The organism is Streptococcus sp. Marseille-Q6379 (assembly GCF_965119505.1).
In genome coordinates this window covers 276,593-298,691 of record NZ_CBCPLV010000001.1, presented here as the reverse complement: position 1 = coordinate 298,691, position 22,099 = coordinate 276,593, and the positions used below count along the sequence as shown (strand labels likewise).

The following is a 22,099-nucleotide window of genomic DNA, read 5'->3' as shown; positions in this document are numbered from 1 at the left end:
TCCTCCTATTCTTTAGTCCATAAGAGTCCTCATTTTCTTTGAAAATCCAGCATCAACTACAGCAACCGTTTTTCTTGGTTTACCAATAGCCATGCTTAATTCCAGTGCGTTAAACACTGTGGAGACTTCTATATTATAGTAGTTACATTTATCAGTCGTCTTTTTAGTCACGTTACTACCAGCATCATTGGCAAGAAAAACTAGTCTCGCCTGTCCTGATTGAACTGCCTTGATGACAAGTTCTTCGCCAGAAATAAGCTTTCCAGCTCTTTGTGCTAGTCCCAACATATTTGACAATTTTTCTGTGTTATTCAAGACCTAACTCTCTTCTTTTGACCTTGTGATCCACATAAGCAATGAGTTCATCATAAAAACTTTCAGGAACATCCATGGAGAAACTATGGTTAAAAGCACGTTTCTTTTTAGCTTGGAGAGCTTCTTCATTATCTAATTTAATGTAAGCACCTCGGCCATTTTTCTTTCCTGTTGGATCAATGAAAATCTCACCATCTTTAGTTTTTACAATGCGGAGCAAATCACGTTTATCAATGATTTCTCCTGAGACAACTGATTTGCGTAAAGGTATTTTTCGTGTTTTAGCCATCAAACACCTCTATGTTCTTCTTATTCTGCTTCTGTTGTTTCAGTTACTTCTTCTGTTGTGACTTCAACAGGTGTAGCATCTTCTGCAACAATCTCGTCAACAACTTCCTCAGTAGCAGCCTCAGCTTTTTCAGCTTCGAGTGCTTCATATTCAGAAGCTGACTTGATGTCAATACGGTAACCAGTCAAATGAGCTGCCAAACGAACGTTTTGCCCACGACGACCAATTGCAAGAGATAATTTGTTATCTGGCACAACTACTGTTGCACGTTTGCTATCAATTTCGTCGAAGAGAACATAGTCCACTTCAGCCGGTGCAATAGCATTGTAGATGAATTCAGCTGGATCTTCAACCCATTGAATAACATCAATATTTTCCTCAACAGGAACTTCAATTCCTGTCTTAGCATCCAAACGTGTTGGGTGGAAACGGCTGACAACTTTCTTAATATTGCTTCCACCACGACCAACGATAGTACCAATAGCATCAACGTTAGGATTATGACTGCGAACAGCAACCTTAGTACGATCACCTGCTTCACGAGACACACTCATGATTTCTACAGTTCCATCAAATACTTCTGGAATTTCTTGTTCCATGATACGTTTGATGAATTCTGGATGGCTACGGCTGACAAAGACGTTAACACCTTTAGGGTTGTTTTCAACTTTATAAACATAAACATCAATGACATCATGTGACTTAAAGCTTTCACCAGGAATTTGATCTTGGCGTGACAATTGAGCTTCGAGCGTTCCAAGATTGACATAAATGAAACGTTGGTCGAAGCGTTCAACTGTTCCTTGCATGATTTCACCTTCATGTTGCTTATAGTCATTATAAGTGATTTCACGCATCTGCTTGCGCATTTTTTCCATAATGGTTTGTTTGGCAGATTGCGCTGCAACACGACCAAATTCATCTACTGACTCTTCAAAACGAATCTTGTCACCGAGCTCGTAAGCAGAGCTGATAGCAAGTGCATCTTTCAAGCTAATTTCCAAACGACTATCAAAGACTTCGTCTACAACTTCACGAACGGTATAAACTTGAAAATCACCTGTTTTTTCATTGAATTCAACTACAGCTGATTCTGACTGACCATAACGACGCTTGTAGGCTGACTTAAGTGATTCAACCACAGCATCGATGATGTCTTCCTTGTTAATGTGTTTTTCTTCTTCCAAGACACGGAAGGCTTCTAGCATTTCTTTGCTCATATTCTTTGTTGTTTTAGCCTCTATTGGCCAAAACTGGCATCCTTTCTTTATTTACACTAAGAGTTTTAGAGTTTGACTGCCAAACGAGCTTTAGCAACTGTTTGATAGGGAATCTCAACAGTTTTATGGCGAGTCTTATCAAGGTAATCGATTGTTAGGGTTTCCCCATCAAAGGCCACCAAGTCACCTTGGAAAATCTTGATCTTATCAATAGCCTTGTAAAGACTAACATTGATATACTGACCAACAGCATTTGTCAAAGCTTCTTTGGTTTTTAAGGGACGCTCTAACCCTGGACTAGAAACTTCCAGCATGTATTGATCCGGGAAAGGATCAGGCTGAATAGTATCCAAGAGGGGACTGATAATTTCAGTCAAGTCTGCAGTATCTTCTACAGTAATACCACCTGGCTTATCAATCAAAACTGACAAGACATAGTCACCGCCAAGCTTTTCGTACTCGATATCGACCAGTTCGTATGGCTCAGGAATAGCTGGAGCTACGACTGCCGTCACGAGATCAATAATTTTTTGCGACATTATGACCTCCTTACACACACAAGAGACGAAGTTTCTACTCCGCCTCTCTTTCGTTATTTTTCTATATTATAGCATAGCTAAAAAGCCATTGCAAGGAATAACCATATCGCTGTCATTTCAAAGCAAAAAAGTTGGGAATCACCCAACCTCATTTATTGTGCCGCTGGAACAGTGCTATAGGTAGTCACACCCGATCCATTATTATTGTATGTAGGGGTTGTCGTACCTTGTTCCTGAACATAATTACCTGTGTTTTCACTATAATTATTACTATAGTTAGTACCTCCATTATAGGTACTTACCGATCCACCACCTGCTGCCTCAGATGGCCCAGCCTCATAATTTGAAGATGCTTCACTTGAAGCCGCACTTCCTTTAGAATTAACGAAATCATCTGAACCATAGTTAGAGCTACCAGATCCATAGAGAACCAAACTAGTCTTAAGATTGGATTCAGAGACTTTTTTCTTACCAACTTCCTTCTTAATACGGTTTTGCACCTTAAGAATATCCTCAGTAGAGGCCACTTGATAGCTTCCTCCGTTGATCATGGCATCCGAACCAGCCAATTGGTATGACTTAATATTTTTAAGTGCATCGCTATAGCCCATCAAGCTACGCAGAGTATTGGTATCACCAAGATCAATGCTAGTTTGAACATTTGAACTTACAGCTGACAAGATTTTCTTGTAAGAACCAATCGAGTCCATCTTCAAGAGCTTAGCTACAACTTTTTGAATAACCTCACGTTGACGTTTTTGACGACCATAGTCACCATCAGGGTCATCGTAACGCATACGTGAATACACTAAGGCTTGCTCACCGTTGATTCTATGGGTTCCAGGCTCAACTTTTGCCTGAAATTCTGGTTCATTTTCTGCAATTGAAATAGGGAAATCAAAATGATTCGTTACTTCAATTCCACCCACGGCATCTACCAGATCAATCATACCCTGCATATTAATCAGGGCATAATAGTCAATATCAATATCTAAAACCTTTTGAATAGTTGAAATAGCCAAGTCAGCACCACCCTCAGCATAGGCTGAATTTAGTTTTGCTTCCCCCGACCCCTCAATATCTGTCAAAAGGTCACGTTCCAAACTGGTCATGGTTGTTTTCTTAGTCTTAGGGTTCACTGTTACCAAGATCATGGTATCAGAGTTCCCTTCCCAGGTATCCTTACGTTCTTTGGATCCTGTATCTACCCCCATCAACAGAATAGTTATAGGCTTAGTCTGTTGAATGGCCTTACTATTTCCAGAAGTTGCTTTAGAAGCCCTAAACGTTTTTGACAATTCGCCTGTGGCGTAATTATAAGTTGTCGTTAGGTAAATACCAGCAGCTACTACTGTCGTTGCAAAAATCGCCAACAACATCAATAAAATTTTTCGTCCAAGTTTCATGTTTTTTCCTAATCTATGAGTTTAGCCATAAGGTAAACATCTAGAAATTCTCCATTTTTAGTTCTTGCACCACGTTTCTTAGTGCCTTCAATGTCAAATCCAAATTTTTGATAGAGGTGAACCGCCCGTTTATTACGTGCTTGAACCGTCAACTCTAAGCGGCGGATAATCGGTGTATGATCTGCCCAGTCAATCATTGTTTCCATCAAAAACTGACCAACACCATTTCCCCAGTAGGGTTTAGCAACCGCAATAAATACGTCACCAATATGACTAGTCTTAGTGTCTTGATCAGAGGTAACATTACAAACACCAATGACCTCATGACCCAATTTCGCCACCAAACAAATCTCATTAAGCCTATGCTGATGACCTTCAATATAAGTGGCTAACTGTTCAGCACTCAGTATAGAACTTCTATCATCTTGTGCTAGAAAATCCGATTCCAAGGCTACATTCTCTAGTAAACGAGCTAGAGAGGCAGCATCCTCTCTTTGAGCTTCCTCAATGACTAATTCTTGCTCAGCCATTTACCATTTCCTCCTGAATCTCCTTACTTCTAGGACCGAAAGATTCAAAAAGCAACTGACGTCCATCTCCATGATGAGATATCGAAATTAGGAGATAATCCCCTAACAGACTCTCGTCTAGGAGCTCACCCCACTCGATGATTGTCACACCTTCACCATACAGAAAATCATCTAAATCAATAGAATCTGGATCATCACCAATGCGGTAGACATCTAAATGATAGAGTGGCAGTCGCCCCTCATACTCCCTTACAATAGTATAGGTTGGACTCTTTATCATCTGTGAAATATCCAAACCTTTGGCAATCCCCTTGGTTAAGGTTGTTTTGCCAGCTCCCAGATCACCTGAGAGAACAATTATATCTCCAGAATCGAGCAGTCGACCTAGCTTTTGGCCGATACTAATCAATTCTTCTTCATTTTGACTGTAAATCATGTTTTCATTATATCAAAAAATAAAAATATGGACTAGAATCCACTGTAAAAATACAGTAGAAACTTATAAATATTGAATCATCTAAGCAAGAAATTAAGATGAGTATTTTAATTTTGTGTTTATTTTGACCACATTAATCACTCGTAGATTAGAAATGTTTTTGTAAAACTTACTATAGTTTCAAAAGTTAACCAATAGTAACTCTCTCACATTCCTCCAGATAAAAATCGCAAAAGAAAAAGCCTGACAAATGTACAGACTTTTTACTTTCAAGCTTTAGAACACAGCCATACTGATGAAGTTAAGGATAAACAAGATATCCAAAATCCACATAATAAAGTGGACATCCTTAGCTTGACCTTTGACGATTTTGACCAAAGTATAAGTAAGGAAACCAGCTGCGATACCATAAGTAATACTATATGAGAATCCCATGAAAATAGAAGTGAAGAAGGCAGGAATAGCTTCAGACAAGTCTTCCCAATCGACACTCTTAAGGTTAGAGAGCATCATAACACCTACAATAATAAGAATAGGCGCTGTTGCCGCATTTGGAACGATTGACACCACTGGACTAAAGAAACTAGAAATGGCAAAGAGTACAGCAACCACAAGAGCTGTCAAACCAGTACGTCCACCAGCACCAATACCTGCTGCAGATTCAACGTAAGTTGTAACGTTTGAAGTCCCTGCAATGGCACCAATACTTGTACCAACAAGGTCAGAGTAAAGAGCACGGTCAAGAGCTTTTGATTCGTTGTTATCACCTGTTGAAGCAATGATACCAACCTTCTCACCAGTACCGATTAAGGTACCGATAGTATCGAAGATATCAGTCAATGAGAAGGCAAGGATAGCCATAAAGACACCAGGCAAACGAGAAACGTCTGCAAAGAGCGATCCCAATCCCTTAGATCCAAGCGCTGCACCAAAGACCTGACCAAGATCTTTAATAGATGACGTCAAGCTAGCTGCGTGCCAGTCAATGCTTCCAAGATCAACGACACCAGCAAAAATAGCAATGATAGTCGTTACAAGGATTGAAAGAAGAACACCACCACGAATACCTTTAACAATAAAGAAAATCGCAATCGCAAGACCAATCAAGCCTACAATTACAGTTGGGTTATTGAAAGCAACCAAACCTGGTGTAGCTGACGATGAAGCTGTAATTGAAGCCTTGGCCATATCAGCACCTTTACCTGCAACAGTGTAGGTATGTGGATTAATTGAGAATTTCAAGAAACCAGCATTTTTAATCCCAACATAGGCAAGGAAAACACCGATACCTGCTGAAATAGCAGATTTGAGAGCTGTTGGAATAGACTCAATAATCATCTTACGTACTTTAGTTACCGTGATGATCAATGAAATAACACCACATAGAAAGACCATTGCTAAGGCCTCTTGCCAAGTGTACCCCAAAGAAAAGACCACTGTGTAGGTGAAGAAGGCATTAAGCCCCATACCAGGCGCTTGAGCGTATGGTAGGTTAGCATAAAAGGCCATCATCAATGTCCCTGCAACCGCACCAATAATTGTTGCTAAGAAAACACCTTGTGCAGGCATTCCTGTTTGGGCCAACATCGCTGGGTTAACAAAGAGGATGTAAGACATGGCAAAGAAAGTTGTCAATCCAGCAGTCACTTCTGTACGGACGTCAGTACCATGTTCTTTCAATTTGAAAAACTTTTCCATGAAAGTTTAGACTCCTTAATAAAAAATATTGTCAAAATCCGAATAATTTCGGAACATTCTCACGTAGAATGCAACATTACTATTCTACATGAAATTATTTGACGGTGCAAGGTTTATTTCCTGAGACTTTTCTTATGAAAAACCGAACGTTCTTAGAAAGCTCTTTCTTAATCACCAACAAAGGACAGATTTTTGATATAATAGGAACATGACAAAAAAATTGATTGCACTAGATCTTGATGGAACGTTATTACGCCCAGATGGAACTATTTCAGAATTTACACAAAAAACGATTAAAGACGTACAAAACAAAGGACACCAAGTCGTTATTGCTACAGGTCGTCCTTATCGTATGGCTATTGACCATTACAAAACACTAGGGTTAGAAACACCACTCATCACCTTCAACGGCTCTTTGACCAATCTTCCAGACCAAGACTGGGCTTATGAGCATTCGGTTAAATTAGATAAGAAATATCTGATTAGCCTCTTACAACGCCATGATGAATTAGAGATGGATTTTCTGGCTAGTGAATATCGAAAACACTTCTATATCACTATGAATCACCCAGAGCGTATTCAACCACAACTCTTTGGTGTTGATAAAATTATTGAGGCTATGCGTTTAGAACCAACTAAAATCACGCGCAACCCTAACGCTCTCCTTATGCAAACTCGCCATGAAGATAAGTACCAACTAGCCGATGACATCAAGAAAGACTTCAAGGAAGAAATTGAAGTTGATTCTTGGGGTGGCCCACTTAATATTTTGGAATTTTCGCCTAAAGGTATTAACAAGGCCTACGCCCTGAACTACTTACTTAAGGCCATGCGTAAATCAACGGATGATTTGATTGCTTTTGGTGACGAACACAATGACACAGAGATGTTGGAACTTGCTAAAACTGGTTATGCCATGAAGAATGCTAGCTCTGTCCTTCTTCCCCACGCTAACGAACAAATTGAGTGGACTAATGAAGAGGATGGCGTTGCTCGCAAACTTCAAGAACTCTTTTTATAAACAAGAAAAGACACTGAAAATTTCTTCGGTGTCTTTTGTTCTGATTAAGGTAAAATAGCCACTGCACGCACTGGGGAACCTGTCGCCTTGTCCCAGTGAGGAAATGCAATTGAAATCAAAGCACCAACGGCTGGAACTTGATTCAATTGGTTCAAGACTTCTACCTGATAAATGTTTTGTTCCAAGAGGTAGTATTCGTTAACCAAGCCATGTTCTGCTGCTGGAATACCAGCATCTGTATCAAAAGTCTCATGACCGACAGCCTTAACATGGCGTTCATGAATCAAGAATTCTAGAGCTTCGCGGCTCCAACCTGGACTTTGCTGAACCCCATTTTCATCAAGGTTGCGCATAGCATCTTGATCTGGCCAACGCTTCGACCAATCACTACGAAAAGCGACAAAGGCCCCTTCAACAATTCGTCCATGTTCTGCTTCAAAGTCTAAGATATCTTGTTTGCTCAAGACAAAGTTTGGACTCGCAGCAACTTCTTTAGACTTGTCGATAACATAGAGTGGTAAAAGAAGATCTTTGAGGGCAATCTCATCCAACCAACGACCACCTTCTACAAAGTGAATCGGTGCATCAATATGCGTTCCGTATTGACCAACCACTGTAAATTTTTGAACATGGAAACCATCTTTTAATGTGAAAAGATCTTCTTGTTTCAAAGTAGGAAGGGCTGGGAAATGTGGACTTTCCGCATTAATTTTGTGGGTCAAGTCAACCCATTTCTTAGATTGCAATTCATTATAAATACTTAGTAAATCTGACATAAGGAGGCCCTCTTTTCTTATAGATTTAACCTTAAATAGTTAATTGAAGAAATTATAGCAGCCAACACCAGCTATTACAAGCTTTTATCTCATTTTTTCTTAATCCTATTTCCTCTAGTTAGATATAGCTTAAAACTATATTTAACACTTATTGTCTGAAAAAAAAGTATATTTGCAATAATTTGATGTTTTTTCAATTATATGACACTTTTGTTACGAAAACCATTGACAAATTCATGGTAACGTCCTATAATTAGAGTGTTCTAATTTTCGAGGGACTAAAAAAATATTGTTGTCATTTCATACTGATCGATGCTAATACCAATAATCATTTTTCTATTCCTAAGAAACAATATATAAAAGGAGGAAGAACACTAATGGGTATCGGTATTATTATTGCTAGCCATGGTAAATTCGCTGAAGGTATTCACCAATCAGGTTCTATGATTTTTGGTGAACAAGAGAAAGTTCAAGTGGTTACTTTCATGCCAAATGAAGGTCCTGACGACTTGTACGCTCACTTCAACGACGCCATTGCACAATTCGATGCTGATGATGAAATTCTTGTTTTGGCTGACCTTTGGTCTGGTTCACCATTTAACCAAGCTAGCCGAATTGCTGGAGAAAATCCAGATCGCAAGATTGCTATCATCACAGGACTTAACTTGCCAATGCTAATCCAAGCATACACTGAACGTATGATGGATGCTAACGCTACTGCAGAGCAAGTTGCTGCTAATATCATCAAGGAAGCTAAGGGTGGTATCAAGGCACTTCCAGAGGAGCTTAATCCAGCTGAGGAAACAACAGCAGCTCCTGTAGAAGCTGCTGCACCTCAAGGAGCTATCCCAGAAGGGACAGTTATCGGAGATGGTAAACTCAAGATTAACTTGGCACGTTTGGACACACGTCTCTTGCATGGTCAGGTAGCAACTAACTGGACACCTGCTTCTAAAGCAGACCGTATCATTGTTGCTTCAGACGACGTTGCTAAAGATGAGCTTCGTAAAGAATTGATCAAACAAGCAGAACCAAACGGTGTTAAAGCAAACGTTGTTCCAATTCAAAAATTGATTGATGCTTCTAAGGACCCACGTTTGGGTAACACACACGCGCTTATCTTGTTCGAAACTGTTCAAGACGCACTTCGTGCTATCGAAGGTGGCGTGCCAATCAAAGAACTTAACGTTGGTTCTATGGCTCACTCAACTGGTAAAACAATGGTTAACAACGTTTTGTCTATGGACAAAGACGATGTTGCTTGCTTCGAAAAATTACGTGACCTTGGTGTTGAATTTGACGTCCGTAAGGTTCCAAACGATTCTAAGAAAGACTTGTTTGACCTTATCAAAAAAGCTAACGTTCAATAATCTTCATCCGGATAAATTAGTTGATAAACTCAACTAATCACAACTCAATAGAAAAGGAATTATTACCATGTCAGATATGTCAATTATTTCTGCAATTTTGGTCGTAGTTGTTGCCTTCCTTGCTGGTCTTGAAGGTATCCTTGACCAATTCCAATTCCACCAACCACTTGTTGCATGTACCCTTATCGGTGCTGCTACAGGTAACCTCACTGCAGGTATCATGCTTGGTGGTTCTCTTCAAATGATTGCCCTTGCTTGGGCTAATATCGGTGCCGCTGTCGCTCCTGACGCTGCCCTCGCCTCTGTTGCTGCTGCCATCATTTTGGTTAAAGGTGGTAACTTCACAACTGAAGGTATCGGTGTTGCGACTGCAACAGCTATCCCACTTGCGGTTACCGGTCTCTTCCTAACTATGCTTGTTCGTACAGCATCAGTTGCCCTTGTTCATGCTGCAGATAAAGCAGCAGAAAGCGGAAACATCGCTGGTGTTGAACGCGCACACTACCTTGCCCTTCTTCTTCAAGGGTTGCGTATTGCTGTGCCTGCAGCTCTTCTTCTTGCTATCCCAGCACAATCTGTTCAACACGCCCTTGGTTTGATGCCTGACTGGCTCAACCACGGTATGGTTGTCGGTGGTGGTATGGTCGTAGCCGTTGGTTACGCCATGGTTATCAACATGATGGCAACTCGTGAAGTTTGGCCATTCTTCGCCATCGGTTTTGCTTTTGCAGCAATTAGCCAATTGACACTTATCGCTCTTGGTGCTATCGGTGTCGCTATCGCCTTCATCTACCTCAACCTTTCTAAACAAGGTGGCGGAAATGGTGGCGGAACTTCATCTGGTTCAGGCGACCCAATCGGCGATATCTTGGAAGACTACTAGGAAGGGGTGCTCTCATGGCTGAAAAAATTCAATTATCTCAAGCAGATCGTAAAAAGGTTTGGTGGCGCTCACAATTCTTGCAAGGTTCATGGAACTATGAACGTATGCAAAACTTGGGTTGGGCTTACTCACTCATTCCTGCTATCAAAAAACTCTACACTAACAAAGAAGACCAAGCTGCAGCTCTTAAACGCCACTTGGAATTCTTCAATACCCACCCTTATGTAGCTGCTCCTATCATGGGGGTTACCTTGGCTCTTGAAGAAGAAAAAGCTAACGGTACTGACATCGAAGATGCTGCTATCCAAGGGGTTAAAATCGGTATGATGGGACCTCTTGCCGGTATCGGTGACCCTGTTTTCTGGTTCACAGTTCGTCCTATCCTTGGTGCCCTTGGTGCATCATTGGCACAAGCTGGTAACATCGCTGGTCCACTTATCTTCTTCATCGGTTGGAACCTTATCCGTATGGCCTTCTTGTGGTACACTCAAGAACTTGGTTACAAAGCAGGTTCAGAAATCACTAAAGACATGTCTGGTGGTATCTTAAAAGATATTACTAAAGGGGCATCAATCCTTGGTATGTTCATCTTGGCTGTACTTGTTGAACGTTGGGTATCTATCGTCTTCACTGTAAACCTTCCAGGTAAAGTTTTGTCTAAAGGTGCCTATATCGAATGGCCTAAAGGCAATGTTAGCGGTGACCAACTTAAGACTATCCTCGGCCAAGTTAATGACAAACTTAGCTTCGATAAGATTCAAGTTGATACCCTTCAAAAACAATTGGATTCATTGATTCCAGGTTTGATGGGACTTCTCCTTACTTTTGCATGTATGTGGTTGCTTAAGAAGAAAGTTTCACCAATCACAATCATCATCGGTCTCTTTGTAGTTGGTATCATTGCAAGCTTCTTCAAAATTATGTAATAAAAAGGGTAAGAGTTTAGCCAAGCTGAACTCTTTTCTTATGCTATAATAAAAGTACTACAATCGAAAAGCGAGATAGATATGGCACAATCATTAAACAAAACAGTTGAACTGCATACAACAGGCGTTTCCTACATGGCTATCGGAGGTAAAGTCGGTAAGTTTCTAATAGGAGATGTGGCTCTTGAATTCTACCCAGATGTCAATGTCGAGCAATACATTCAAATCCCATGGACAAGCATCACTCAAATCGGTGCGAATGTCTCCGGAAAGAGAATTAGTCGCCACTTTGAGGTTTTGACAGACAAGAGCAAATTCCTCTTTGCTTCTAAAGATTCTGGAAAGATTCTAAAGATTGCTAGGGAACATCTTGGTAATGAAAAAGTCGTCAAGTTGCCAACTCTCATTCAAACTATCGGCACTCGACTCAAAGGTTTATTTGCCAAAAAATCATAATTTTTGTATAATATAACAGACGGATAAGTACTAGCTAGATCCTTTCAGAAAGCCTGCGGTTGCTGCGAGCAGGTAGGGTTAACCTACGAAATTCTACCGTTTCTAATAATTAAAAACATAAACAAGTGCACTCCTGTGAAGTTGGATGGAACCGTGGCTCATGTCACTCCAACACTTTCACTGGAGTGTTTTACTTTTTGGAGGAACTTATGTTAGATGTAAAACGTATTCGTAACGACTTCGATGCCCTTGCCGAAAAATTGGCTACACGTGGGGTTGCTGCTGAAACTTTAAATGAACTTAAAGAGCTTGATGTTAAACGCCGTGAGCTTCTTATCAAATCTGAAGAACTCAAAGCTCAACGTAATATCGCTTCAGATGGTATCGCTCAAGCTAAACGTAACAAAGAAGATGCTTCAGAACAAATTGCAGCCATGCAAAAAGTTTCTGCAGAAATTAAGGAAATTGATGCCGAACTTGCTGCTATCGATGAAAAGCTTAATGCCATCGTTGTGACACTTCCAAATACACCAAACGACTCTGTTCCAGTAGGTGCTGACGAGGACGAAAACGTAGAAGTTCGTCGTTGGGGAACACCTCGTGACTTTGATTTTGAAGTTAAAGCTCACTGGGATCTTGGGGAAGACCTTGGTATCCTAGACTGGGAACGTGGTGCAAAAGTTACAGGTTCTCGTTTCCTTTTCTACAAAGGACTTGGAGCAAAATTGGAACGTGCGATTTACAACTTTATGTTGGATGAGCACGCTAAAGAAGGCTACACTGAAATGATCACACCTTACATGGTTAACCACGACTCAATGTTCGGTACTGGTCAATATCCAAAATTCAAGGAAGATACTTTCGAGCTTGACGGTACTGACTATGTCCTTATCCCAACCGCTGAAGTTCCTTTGACAAACTACTACCGCGGTGAAATCCTTGATGGTAAAGAATTGCCAATCTACTTCACAGCCATGAGCCCTTCATTCCGTTCAGAAGCTGGTTCAGCTGGTCGTGACACACGTGGTTTGATTCGTCTTCACCAATTCCACAAGGTTGAAATGGTCAAATTCTCAAAACCAGAAAGCTCATACGATGAATTGGAAAAAATGGTAGTTAACGCTGAAAATATCCTTCAAAAACTTAACTTGCCATACCGTGTCATCACTTTATGTACTGGCGATATGGGATTCTCAGCTGCTAAAACCTACGACTTGGAAGTTTGGATTCCAGCACAAAACACTTACCGAGAAATTTCTTCATGTTCAAACACAGAAGATTTCCAAGCCCGCCGTGCACAAATCCGCTATCGTGACGAAGCTGATGGTAAAGTAAAACTTCTTCACACTCTCAACGGTTCAGGACTTGCTGTTGGACGTACAGTAGCCGCTATCCTTGAAAACTACCAAAACGAAGATGGTTCAGTAACTATCCCTGAAGTTCTTCGTCCTTATATGGGCGGTGCTGAAGTGATTGCACCGAAATAAGAAGAAAAATCTCCAGAAAATAACTGGAGATTTTTTAGTTTTGATTAGCTTTCTCGTAATAGGGTCTTAATGTTTCAAATCCATCAGCAAGCTCTTCTACTAACTCTTTCATAGTTTTACTAGTAGTCACTACCACATCATACTTAACCAATACCTTGCGGATACGACCATCTCTAACTGATTCTTTAAGCATCTGACGATTCTCTTCAGTTCCTTCCACACGATAGCTGACACCATCTTCCTGGGCAAAATAGTATAGAGAGGGGGCAATCGGTAAGTCTAGGACCTTATGTTGCTTAGCTAGAGTAGTATCTGATTTTTTCCGCTCGACAAAGCTAACTTCTACTGAAATCCCCCATTTTTCAGGCTGACCATAAAGGCGAATCGCCATCGCAACATCGTCTAAACTGTCCTCAGGGTCCCTATAATAGCACCAAAAATGTGGGCGACATATTTGTGCCTGATTGGCCCAATTACTGACACGATCCATCTTAAAGGGTGCCAAACGCTCCTCTAAAACTTTTGCTAAAGTCTGCATTTCCTTACGAGCTGCTTGACCAAGTGCCTTGAGCACTTCCATCTCTTCTTGATGCGGACCCGCTTTTTCAGGTTTGATATACTTAACTCCTTGTTTAGATAAATAAGCTTTAATATTTTCTAACATCATTTTCTCCTTACAATGACAAAAGACCAACCTATAAAGATTCTATTCTGGTTGGTCTCTTTTTTTATTTACGTTTACGAGCAATCAAGTGGATTGGTGTTCCTTCAAAACCAAAGGCCTGACGAATTTGATTTTCCAAGAAACGCATGTATGAGAAGTGCATAAGCTCTTCTTCATTGACAAAGATAACAAATGTTGGTGGTTTAACCGAAACTTGTGTGCCGTAGAAAATCTTAAGGCGTTTTCCTTTGTCAGTTGGTGTTGGGTTGATGGCAATGGCATCCATGATAACATCATTCAAGACAGCCGATGAAATACGACGGTTTTGACTCTCACTGATGCGTTTAATCATCTCTGGCAACTTGTTAAGACGTTGCTTAGTTTCAGCCGATACAAAGATAATTGGTGCATAGCTCAAAAATTGGAACTGCTCACGGATATCCGCTTCCCAGTTGGCAACAGTATGGTTGTCCTTCTTAATCGTATCCCATTTGTTAACTACGATGATAATCCCTTTACCAGCTTCATGGGCAAAACCAGCAATACGCTTGTCATACTCACGGATACCTTCTTCGGCATTTATAACCATAAGGACAACATCAGAACGGTCAATAGCACGCATAGAACGCATGACAGAGTATTTCTCTGTATTTTCATAAACCTTACCAGATTTACGCATACCAGCGGTGTCAATCATGGTATACTCTTGACCTTCACTGTCCACAAAGTTTGTATCAATGGCATCGCGAGTCGTACCAGCAATTGGGCTAGCAATTACACGGTCCTCCCCCAAAATGGCGTTAATCAAACTTGATTTTCCGACGTTTGGACGTCCAATCAAACTGAAACGGATGATATCTGGATTTTCTTCTTCAACTTCTGTTGGGAGGTTTTCAACGATAGCGTCGAGAACATCCCCTGTACCGATACCATGAACAGATGAAACTGGATAGGGATCACCAAGACCAAGAGAATAGAAATCATAGATATCTGCACGCATCTCAGGGTTATCCACTTTATTTACCGCCAAGATAACTGGCTTGTTGGTCTTATAAAGAATACGGGCAACGTACTCGTCCGCATCTGTCACGCCTTCCTTACCTGAAACGACAAAGACAATAACATCAGCTTCAGTCATGGCGATGTCGGCTTGGTGCTTAATTTGTTCCATAAATGGTGCATCAACATCATCGATACCACCAGTATCAATCAAGCTAAACTGGCGATTAAGCCATTCAGCAGAGGTATAAATACGGTCACGTGTTACCCCTTCAACGTCTTCGACGATAGAGATACGTTCACCCGCAATTCGGTTAAATAGGGTCGATTTCCCAACATTTGGGCGACCCACGATAGCAACTGTAGGTAATGTCATATGTTTAAGTCCCTGATTAAAATAGGGATTCCTTTCTTCATTTAGCAGTCTCACTTCCACCAAGGGAAGCAAACTCTCTTATTCTTTATCATAATTAGATTCAACTTAGCGGCGATTAACACCCTTCAAGTGAACCTCTTTGGCAAGAAAACGAATACGCTCCATCACACGTTTGGCCTGCCAAGTCTCGTCTCCTTGACGTCCATTGGATAGCTTAGCTTCTAAATCCGCAAAACTATAGTTAGATGTAAAGAAAGTAGGCAGCTCTTCAATCATACGATGTTGGAGGATGACTTGCAAAACATCATCCCTAATCCAAGAAGAGAATTGCTCTGCACCAATATCATCTAGAACCAAAACTTCTGCTTGTTTGACAGCGTCTATTTGTTCCTTGACAGAACCGTCCTTAATTCCATTTTTAACATCAATGGTAAAAGATGGGTAATGAATAATGGTCGTCGCAACCTTCTTGGTTTCGGAAAGTTCATGAGCCATAGCAGCCAACATGAAGGATTTTCCAACCCCCATGTCTCCGTAGATGTAGAGGCCTTTCTGGTCTGGACTAGGGTAATTCGCCACAAAATCCACGAGACTCTCAAAGGTATCCACACGCGCCACATCATCTAGAGCAATATCCGCAAAGGTAATCTTACGATAAGACTGAGGCAGACTCACCAAATTAATCCGTTTAGCGATAGCCTGTTGTTCTTGTTGCTCTTTGAGCTGACGCGTCTCCTTATAGGTCACATCAGCGTAGCCTTCATTCATGGTCAGAATCGGCTCATACCCTTTGGCAATATAGGAGGCATCACCTTCTTTGACCTTACGGCATTCCACCAGGAATTGATTAAACTTAGGAAGACTACGTTTGATTTCATCCTGGCTTAGGCTATGCTCTTGAATAAAGCTAGCCACTCTTGGATCCGTCAAAATTTGCTTCGTTAAATCTGTTGCATTGCCAGACCCATGATGCCCTGTTCGGTTTAGGGTTTGTCCAACTCTTTCCATAGGCTACTCCTTTCCTTTTTCTAGTTTTGCCAAAGCCCGACGTCTAATTTCATCCAATTTAGCCTGATCAGCCTGACTGGTTTGATTATCATAATCTGGATTACTCCAGCTCGGCACATTTGTTTTCTTCTTAGAATCAGCTTTTGCTTGTTGTGATTTCTTGTTGTAACCACTACGCAAAGCTAAAAGCCCTTGTTCGGCAGTGAGGATATTCTTAAAGTCAAAGTCGTTAGCAAGTTTAGAGATATACTCTCGATTCACATTCGTCGAACGTGTCCGTCCCAAACTGTAGGCAACCATGAGGTTAATGACCTCATCCAGAAAGCCTCTTTGTGCCAAATCTGTGAGAATCTTCTTCTCAGAATTAGTCAAAGCACCACCAGGACCCTTGGCACTTTGTAGATAATCAATAGGCTTTTCGGACCTAACCGCCTTAAGAATTTTTTCTTCAGTCTCCGTCAAAGCAGAGTCACCACCTAATGTTTGAGCTTGAGCCTGCTCTAATTGCACCTGCATACGCTTGACAATAATCTGGTGGTTGACGGCTGTCTTTTTAGCTAAGAGATAGGTATCATACCAATTCATGCCATGAGTCTCAGACAATTTATATATTTCTGGCACATCTGTCTTTTCATCTGTAAATACAAGCCCATCAGCCTGCATACGATTCCTAAAACTAGTTAAATCAAATGAATTTTTAGGCTTGATTTCAGACACAGACTTTTGAGCCAAACGCTCATCGGTAAAGACATCCGAAAAACGTTTAGATAAATCTTGCAATCCTTGGAGACCTGCCGGTTTCAAAGCGTCTACTGCTGGTTCACTAATCTTTTGCTCTAGAAGTGAACTATAAACGGCATGTTTTAGAAACTGCTCAATTGTTAAGGGAGACTTAAGCTCTATCACATAAAACCCTTGAGGTGACTGGTAAAAGGCCAAGAGATCTACTGCTGTCAGAACCGCCAGTGCTTCTTGAAGGGGCTGCATTCCAAAGTTAAGGTGATTCAGAATAGCCGCAAACTTATGGCGGCGATTACCATTGTCATAAAAAGCCACGAAATACTGGTAGAGAGCGTATCCCTCACTCCCAATAATGGGATAATAGCAACGCATTAAACTTGCCTGATCGGGAACGATTACCTGATTACCAACATAGACAAATTCTTCAATAGGTCTCATTTTTTAGACTCTTTTTTCGCACGTACAGTCTTGGTGATTTCTTGAAGCAACTCTTCAATCTCATCAACATCTTTGAAAGAACGGTAGACACTAGCAAAACGTACATAAGTAATTTCATCAAGGTCAGCGAGTTCTTTCATCACTAAATTCCCAATGACATCACTATCAACCTCTCCATCATGGTTACGGCGAATATTTTGCTCAATACGGGTGATGGCATTTTCGATATCCTCACTAGAAACCGGACGCTTCTGAGCACTCATCAAGATACCATTGAAAATCTTATCGCGAGAGAATTGTTCACGAGTACCGTCTTTTTTGACAACCAAAAGTGGAACTTCTTCCACTCGCTCAAAAGTTGTAAAACGAGCATGACAAGAATCACACTCACGACGACGACGAATGGTATTCCCATCCTCTGCCTGACGGCTATCGATAACACTAGATTTATTATGTTGACATTTTGGACAACGCATGCACTTCACCACCAATCTTTGAAATTCGGTACTCTATTTTACCATAAAAACACATAAAAAGCACGCCCTAAACGAGGCGTGCTCACGACCAAGAATCACTCTAAGACTCTTATAAATTGATTTAAAGCTCAAGTTGAGGTGTCGTCGTTTCTCCATCCGCAAATGGAATGTAAAGGTCGAAACGTGTTCCAACACCAAGTTCAGAACTAACATTAATACGGCAGCGATAAGCTTCCACAATTTAGTAAAGGATTGACAAACCAATACCAACACCAGATTGCGTTGTCGTACGATTACGTGCCTTATCTGAACGATAGAAACGTTCAAAGATATGCTCAATATCTTCTTTAGAAATCCCTTCACCATTATCTTGTACTTGTACCAACATTTCATCTTCCAGAGCCTTAATTGTAACCTGGATTTCCTTGTTAACAGGAGAATACTTGACCGCATTATCAATCAAAATAGTAATCGCCTGTTCAAAGTGTTGGCTGTAAATCTGTGCTGGACGCTCTGAGCTCTCAAAATCATTGAGATAGAATTGGTAATCTTCATGCAAGACACGGAAGTTACCAATAACCGTACGGATTGAAGAATTCAAATCACACGTATCATTTCTATGATTTTCAAATGATCCTTTGACACGGATAGAATCCAACATATCATTAATCATAATCGTCATACGGTTGGCCTCGTGACTTGCAGCCTCAAGACTCTCCTCAAGAATCTCAGGGTCATTTTTACCCCAACGTTGCAAGAGGTCCATATGGCCCTTGATAACCGCAATCGGCGTACGTAATTCATGACTGACGTCACTCAAGAAACGCATCTGCATCTGATTATTTTCTTGGATTTTATCCATCATACGGTTAAAGTTAACCGCCAAATCACCAATTTCATCGTGACTTTCAATCTTAGAACGAAGTTCCAAATCACTTGGCGAATCGGTGATAACTCCCATCGTTTCGTGCAACTGTCTCATCGGACGAAGAATAGATGTCAAGACAACCACAGTTGCTGCGATAACTAGGACCGTCATCCCCACTTCTAGGAAAATCAATAAGAAAATCAAACGCTCTTTCAGAGCATAGTAGAATTCCAAATCATGGAAAATCTGGGCATAACCAACGATGGTCTTTTTATCCTTACCGTAAATTGGAACTTGTAGTAAGAAACCACGCTTTCCTTTATAGGACACTGACTTCAGTTTGTTTACTTCAGACATGCCTGGAGGAGAGTCTGTGTTTTCCTCAGAAGTAAAGATAAACGTTCCCTTTTTGTCATAAACAAAAACAGATTGGTTAGAAAATAATTTATTAGAAATTGCAACTTGACCATCCAAAGAGTGCTTTTCAGAAAGCACACCATTAATGATTGATGCATAGATATTTTTAGGCGAATAAAGGGCCGCTAAAAGCGGTTCTGGACTCAACTCTTCATCAGAATCCCAGTCCTTTTCGATATAAGTAACAACTTTCGAAATTGTGTTATTTACATTTTGACGTTCACGTTGCAAAAGAAGCGTATTGGCCGAGAAAACAACAACCAGAGTGAACATCGACAATACAAGAAAGAAGACCACAGCAGTTGTCATGGTCAACTTTTTTCTAATGGTTACTTTACCAAATAATTTATCTTGTAATTTACTCATTTTTCACGGATAACGTAACCCATTCCTCGCACTGTTTGAATGTATGATTCCTTACCTGGAACATCGATTTTTCCACGCAAGTAACGAATATAAACGTCTACAACGTTTGTTTCGATTGCATCATCATATTTCCAAACTTGAAGCAAGAGTTCCTCACGGGTCATCACTTGGTTCATATTGCTCAAAAGTGTGTTCAACAAATCAAACTCACGTTTTGTCAATGGAATTGCTTCATCACCACGAACAACTGTACGGTTTTGAACATCCAATTTCAAATCACGATAAGTTGACGCTTTAGCTGGTGCATTCTTAGCAGCTTCGATATCTTGGCGACGGAAGGTTGCACGAATACGTGCCAATAGTTCTTCAATCGCAAAAGGTTTTACAATATAGTCATCAGCACCACGGTCCAAACCAGCAACAATGTCCATGATTGAATCGCGGGCTGTCATCATCATAATATAAGTATCTTTTTCTTGTTGGAGACGACGTGTTACTTCAAAACCGTCCATCTCAGGCAACATAAGGTCCAAGAGAATAAGATCGAAATCTTTCTCGAGTGCCATTTCAAGTCCTTCACGTCCGTTGTCTGCTGTCACAACGTCGTATCCTTCGTGTTGAAGTTCAAGAGAGACAAAACGAGCAAGGTTTTTCTCATCTTCAACAATCAAAATGCGTTTGCTCATAATAAGTATTTACCACTTTCTTAAAATTTTTTGACTTCTATTTCCCTTAAAAAGTCTGTAGATTTACCCTATAAATAAATCCGAAAATTAACTTCTAATGATATAATAATACAGATTTTTAAAATTGTCAAACATTTTTAGTTTATTTTTTTGAATTAATTTTCGTCAAATAGACCGTTCAATTGGGCAAAGGGATTACTTGCCTCTTTTTTCTCCTGTTGAAGTGCGGCAAAGTCCTCTTCTGACAAGACTTCCCAGTCATTACCTGAGAGCGAAATTTGTCCTGATTCTTCCTCAGGTGTTAATACTCTCAAAGGAATATTAAGAAGAATATTATCTAGAATACTCTCATCAAGATTAATGGTATCCCCATCCAAGATAAGAACTAGATTTTCTTCGACTAATTCCTTTTGAAGAGCAGCATCTGCCTCTTGTATAAAGGTTTCTGAAACCGGATAGTTAAAGCTAAGTGTCACAGGTTCAAGTGAACGGCTAGATGGCAAGGTAATATCATAGCTAAGTTGATAGTCCAAAAGGTACAAGCCATTATCATAGGCTACCTGACCACTTGCTTGAATCTTTTCAAGATTTAAAACTTGATCATAGCGTTCTTTAATAGACTCCAACAAAGAAGGTGCTTCGGTAAAGGCGAGCCCCTCTGGAGACTTTCTAACTTCTGAAAGATAAATCATTCTTAATCCTCAAATTAAATTTCCCCATAGGGATCTATTTTCAATCCACAAGACCATAATCCCCTACATTCACTTTTCATTAGAGAGCGTGATTATGATTTTAGACTTAATTAGTATTATATCAAATTTTTAAGAAAAAATAACACCTTTAATATTACATATTTCTTAAACTTAGAACTTTTTTCAAAGCTAATGAGGAACTTACTCGGACCCAGTTTCCATCTGTCCTATAGAGTTAGATGAAAGCTCTTAATTATGGTAAAATAAGAGCATTGAAACTAGATAAAAGGAATATATAATGACACCTGAAGATTTTTACAAGGCTTTGAAAGAACTGGGGTTCGATCTCAGCCAAAAACAAAAAGACCAATTCCAACGCTACTTTGAGCTTTTGGTAGAATGGAACGAAAAGATCAACCTTACTGCAATCACAGAAAGAGACGAGGTCTACCTCAAACATTTCTATGATTCTTTGGCTCCTGTTCTTCAAGGGCATATTAAAAATCAAAGTATTCGACTTCTGGATATCGGAGCTGGAGCTGGATTTCCAAGTCTCCCTATGAAAATCCTTTGCCCTGAGCTTGATGTGACTATCATCGACTCACTTAATAAACGCATCAATTTCCTCAATCTCTTGGCTGATGAACTTGAGCTCAGCGGTGTTCACTTCTATCATGGACGTGCAGAGGATTTTGGACAAGACAAGGCCTTCCGTGCTCAGTTTGATATTGTTACTGCCCGTGCCGTCGCACGCATGCAGGTTCTCTCAGAATTGACTATTCCTTTCTTGAAGGTTGGTGGACAACTTATTGCACTTAAAGCTGCAGCAGCTGATGAAGAGTTAGCCGATGCTAAAAATGCCTTGAACTCGCTTTTTGCCAAGCCTATTCTCAACGAGAACTACAGACTGCCAAATGGGGATGGACGTAATGTCACTATTGTCGATAAGAAAAAAGAAACCCCTAATAAGTACCCACGTCGTGCTGGAATTCCTAACAAGAAGCCGCTATAACGTT

23 protein-coding genes and 1 pseudogene are annotated in these 22,099 nt (G+C 40.5%); 7 read left to right on the top strand and 17 right to left on the bottom strand.

Features of this window, described 5'->3' with window-relative positions; all coding sequences use genetic code 11:
- Positions 1-12 precede the first annotated feature (12 nt).
- From ACWPVZ_RS01575 to ACWPVZ_RS01540, 8 genes are all read right to left on the bottom strand, one after another.
- On the bottom strand, positions 13-315 hold the full coding sequence (locus ACWPVZ_RS01575) for a YlxQ-related RNA-binding protein (protein WP_002883776.1): 303 nt from the start codon (positions 313-315) through the stop codon (positions 13-15).
- Entirely contained in the window at positions 308-604 is a 297-nt protein-coding gene (rnpM, locus tag ACWPVZ_RS01570; protein WP_002883779.1) for an RNase P modulator RnpM, read from the bottom strand. The genes ACWPVZ_RS01575 and rnpM overlap by 8 nt, the downstream gene beginning before the upstream one ends.
- Positions 605-624: 20 nt before the next feature.
- A complete protein-coding gene (gene nusA / locus ACWPVZ_RS01565; protein WP_454380607.1) occupies positions 625-1,824 on the bottom strand; it encodes a transcription termination factor NusA in 1,200 nt (399 codons plus the stop codon).
- A 65-nt stretch (positions 1,825-1,889) separates the two neighbouring features.
- Positions 1,890-2,363 (bottom strand): ribosome maturation factor RimP, encoded by a 474-nt coding sequence (gene rimP, locus ACWPVZ_RS01560; protein ID WP_002883745.1) that lies wholly within the window; start codon positions 2,361-2,363, stop codon positions 1,890-1,892.
- 152 nt (positions 2,364-2,515) lie between these two features.
- Positions 2,516-3,769, bottom strand: coding sequence for a glycopolymer--peptidoglycan transferase LytR (gene lytR, locus ACWPVZ_RS01555; protein WP_414341090.1), 1,254 nt, complete (start codon positions 3,767-3,769; stop codon positions 2,516-2,518).
- Between the two features lie 8 nt (positions 3,770-3,777).
- Entirely contained in the window at positions 3,778-4,299 is a 522-nt protein-coding gene (locus tag ACWPVZ_RS01550) for a GNAT family N-acetyltransferase (protein ID WP_414341088.1), read from the bottom strand.
- Positions 4,292-4,735 (bottom strand): tRNA (adenosine(37)-N6)-threonylcarbamoyltransferase complex ATPase subunit type 1 TsaE, encoded by a 444-nt coding sequence (gene tsaE / locus ACWPVZ_RS01545; protein ID WP_014633907.1) that lies wholly within the window; start codon positions 4,733-4,735, stop codon positions 4,292-4,294. The genes ACWPVZ_RS01550 and tsaE overlap by 8 nt, the downstream gene beginning before the upstream one ends.
- A 276-nt stretch (positions 4,736-5,011) precedes the next feature.
- The gene (locus ACWPVZ_RS01540; RefSeq protein WP_002883789.1) at positions 5,012-6,433 is read right to left on the bottom strand and encodes an NCS2 family permease; all 1,422 of its coding nucleotides are present in this window, start codon (positions 6,431-6,433) and stop codon (positions 5,012-5,014) included.
- A 208-nt stretch (positions 6,434-6,641) separates the two neighbouring features.
- On the opposite strand from ACWPVZ_RS01540, the gene ACWPVZ_RS01535 reads away from it, so the two are divergent.
- Positions 6,642-7,454, top strand: coding sequence for a Cof-type HAD-IIB family hydrolase (locus ACWPVZ_RS01535; RefSeq protein ID WP_014633589.1), 813 nt, complete (start codon positions 6,642-6,644; stop codon positions 7,452-7,454).
- Between the two features lie 44 nt (positions 7,455-7,498).
- On the opposite strand, the gene ACWPVZ_RS01530 is transcribed toward ACWPVZ_RS01535, so the two are convergent.
- Positions 7,499-8,230 (bottom strand): cyclase family protein, encoded by a 732-nt coding sequence (locus ACWPVZ_RS01530; RefSeq protein ID WP_454380602.1) that lies wholly within the window; start codon positions 8,228-8,230, stop codon positions 7,499-7,501.
- A gap of 377 nt (positions 8,231-8,607) precedes the next feature.
- Between ACWPVZ_RS01530 and ACWPVZ_RS01525 the strand changes: the two genes are divergently transcribed.
- The 5 genes from ACWPVZ_RS01525 to serS all read left to right on the top strand — a co-directional run bounded on the left by ACWPVZ_RS01525 (position 8,608) and on the right by serS (position 13,352).
- Positions 8,608-9,600 (top strand): PTS sugar transporter subunit IIB, encoded by a 993-nt coding sequence (locus ACWPVZ_RS01525; protein ID WP_454380600.1) that lies wholly within the window; start codon positions 8,608-8,610, stop codon positions 9,598-9,600.
- A gap of 67 nt (positions 9,601-9,667) precedes the next feature.
- A complete protein-coding gene (locus ACWPVZ_RS01520; protein ID WP_454380598.1) occupies positions 9,668-10,483 on the top strand; it encodes a PTS mannose/fructose/sorbose transporter subunit IIC in 816 nt (271 codons plus the stop codon).
- A 14-nt stretch (positions 10,484-10,497) separates the two neighbouring features.
- On the top strand, positions 10,498-11,409 hold the full coding sequence (locus ACWPVZ_RS01515) for a PTS system mannose/fructose/sorbose family transporter subunit IID (protein WP_073689476.1): 912 nt from the start codon (positions 10,498-10,500) through the stop codon (positions 11,407-11,409).
- A gap of 81 nt (positions 11,410-11,490) precedes the next feature.
- A complete protein-coding gene (locus ACWPVZ_RS01510; protein WP_060972160.1) occupies positions 11,491-11,865 on the top strand; it encodes a DUF956 family protein in 375 nt (124 codons plus the stop codon).
- Between the two features lie 209 nt (positions 11,866-12,074).
- A complete protein-coding gene (gene serS / locus ACWPVZ_RS01505) occupies positions 12,075-13,352 on the top strand; it encodes a serine--tRNA ligase (RefSeq protein WP_037597435.1) in 1,278 nt (425 codons plus the stop codon).
- Between the two features lie 34 nt (positions 13,353-13,386).
- Here the strand turns inward: serS and ACWPVZ_RS01500 are convergent, their stop codons facing one another.
- The 8 genes and pseudogenes from ACWPVZ_RS01500 to ACWPVZ_RS01465 form a co-directional block, all read right to left on the bottom strand.
- Entirely contained in the window at positions 13,387-14,016 is a 630-nt protein-coding gene (locus ACWPVZ_RS01500; protein ID WP_414341084.1) for an HI_0552 family protein, read from the bottom strand.
- Positions 14,017-14,080: 64 nt separating this feature from the next.
- Entirely contained in the window at positions 14,081-15,391 is a 1,311-nt protein-coding gene (gene der / locus ACWPVZ_RS01495; protein ID WP_037597430.1) for a ribosome biogenesis GTPase Der, read from the bottom strand.
- Positions 15,392-15,496: 105 nt separating this feature from the next.
- A complete protein-coding gene (dnaI, locus tag ACWPVZ_RS01490) occupies positions 15,497-16,399 on the bottom strand; it encodes a primosomal protein DnaI (protein WP_414341082.1) in 903 nt (300 codons plus the stop codon).
- Between the two features lie 3 nt (positions 16,400-16,402).
- A complete protein-coding gene (locus ACWPVZ_RS01485; RefSeq protein WP_414341080.1) occupies positions 16,403-17,578 on the bottom strand; it encodes a DnaD domain protein in 1,176 nt (391 codons plus the stop codon).
- Complete coding sequence (gene nrdR / locus ACWPVZ_RS01480) at positions 17,575-18,054, bottom strand: transcriptional regulator NrdR (RefSeq protein WP_002883820.1); 480 nt, start codon at positions 18,052-18,054, stop codon at positions 17,575-17,577. Before nrdR ends, ACWPVZ_RS01485 begins: the two co-directional genes overlap by 4 nt.
- A 121-nt stretch (positions 18,055-18,175) precedes the next feature.
- Positions 18,176-19,705, bottom strand: a pseudogene (locus ACWPVZ_RS01475) (HAMP domain-containing sensor histidine kinase).
- Positions 19,702-20,391, bottom strand: a complete 690-nt coding sequence (locus ACWPVZ_RS01470; protein ID WP_002883757.1) for a response regulator transcription factor — start codon at positions 20,389-20,391, stop codon at positions 19,702-19,704. The pseudogene ACWPVZ_RS01475 and the gene ACWPVZ_RS01470 overlap by 4 nt, the downstream one beginning before the upstream one ends.
- Positions 20,392-20,546: 155 nt before the next feature.
- Positions 20,547-21,083 (bottom strand): DUF177 domain-containing protein, encoded by a 537-nt coding sequence (locus tag ACWPVZ_RS01465; protein ID WP_270307497.1) that lies wholly within the window; start codon positions 21,081-21,083, stop codon positions 20,547-20,549.
- 298 nt (positions 21,084-21,381) lie between these two features.
- On the opposite strand from ACWPVZ_RS01465, the gene rsmG reads away from it, so the two are divergent.
- On the top strand, positions 21,382-22,095 hold the full coding sequence (gene rsmG / locus ACWPVZ_RS01460) for a 16S rRNA (guanine(527)-N(7))-methyltransferase RsmG (protein ID WP_048673867.1): 714 nt from the start codon (positions 21,382-21,384) through the stop codon (positions 22,093-22,095).
- Positions 22,096-22,099 lie beyond the last annotated feature (4 nt).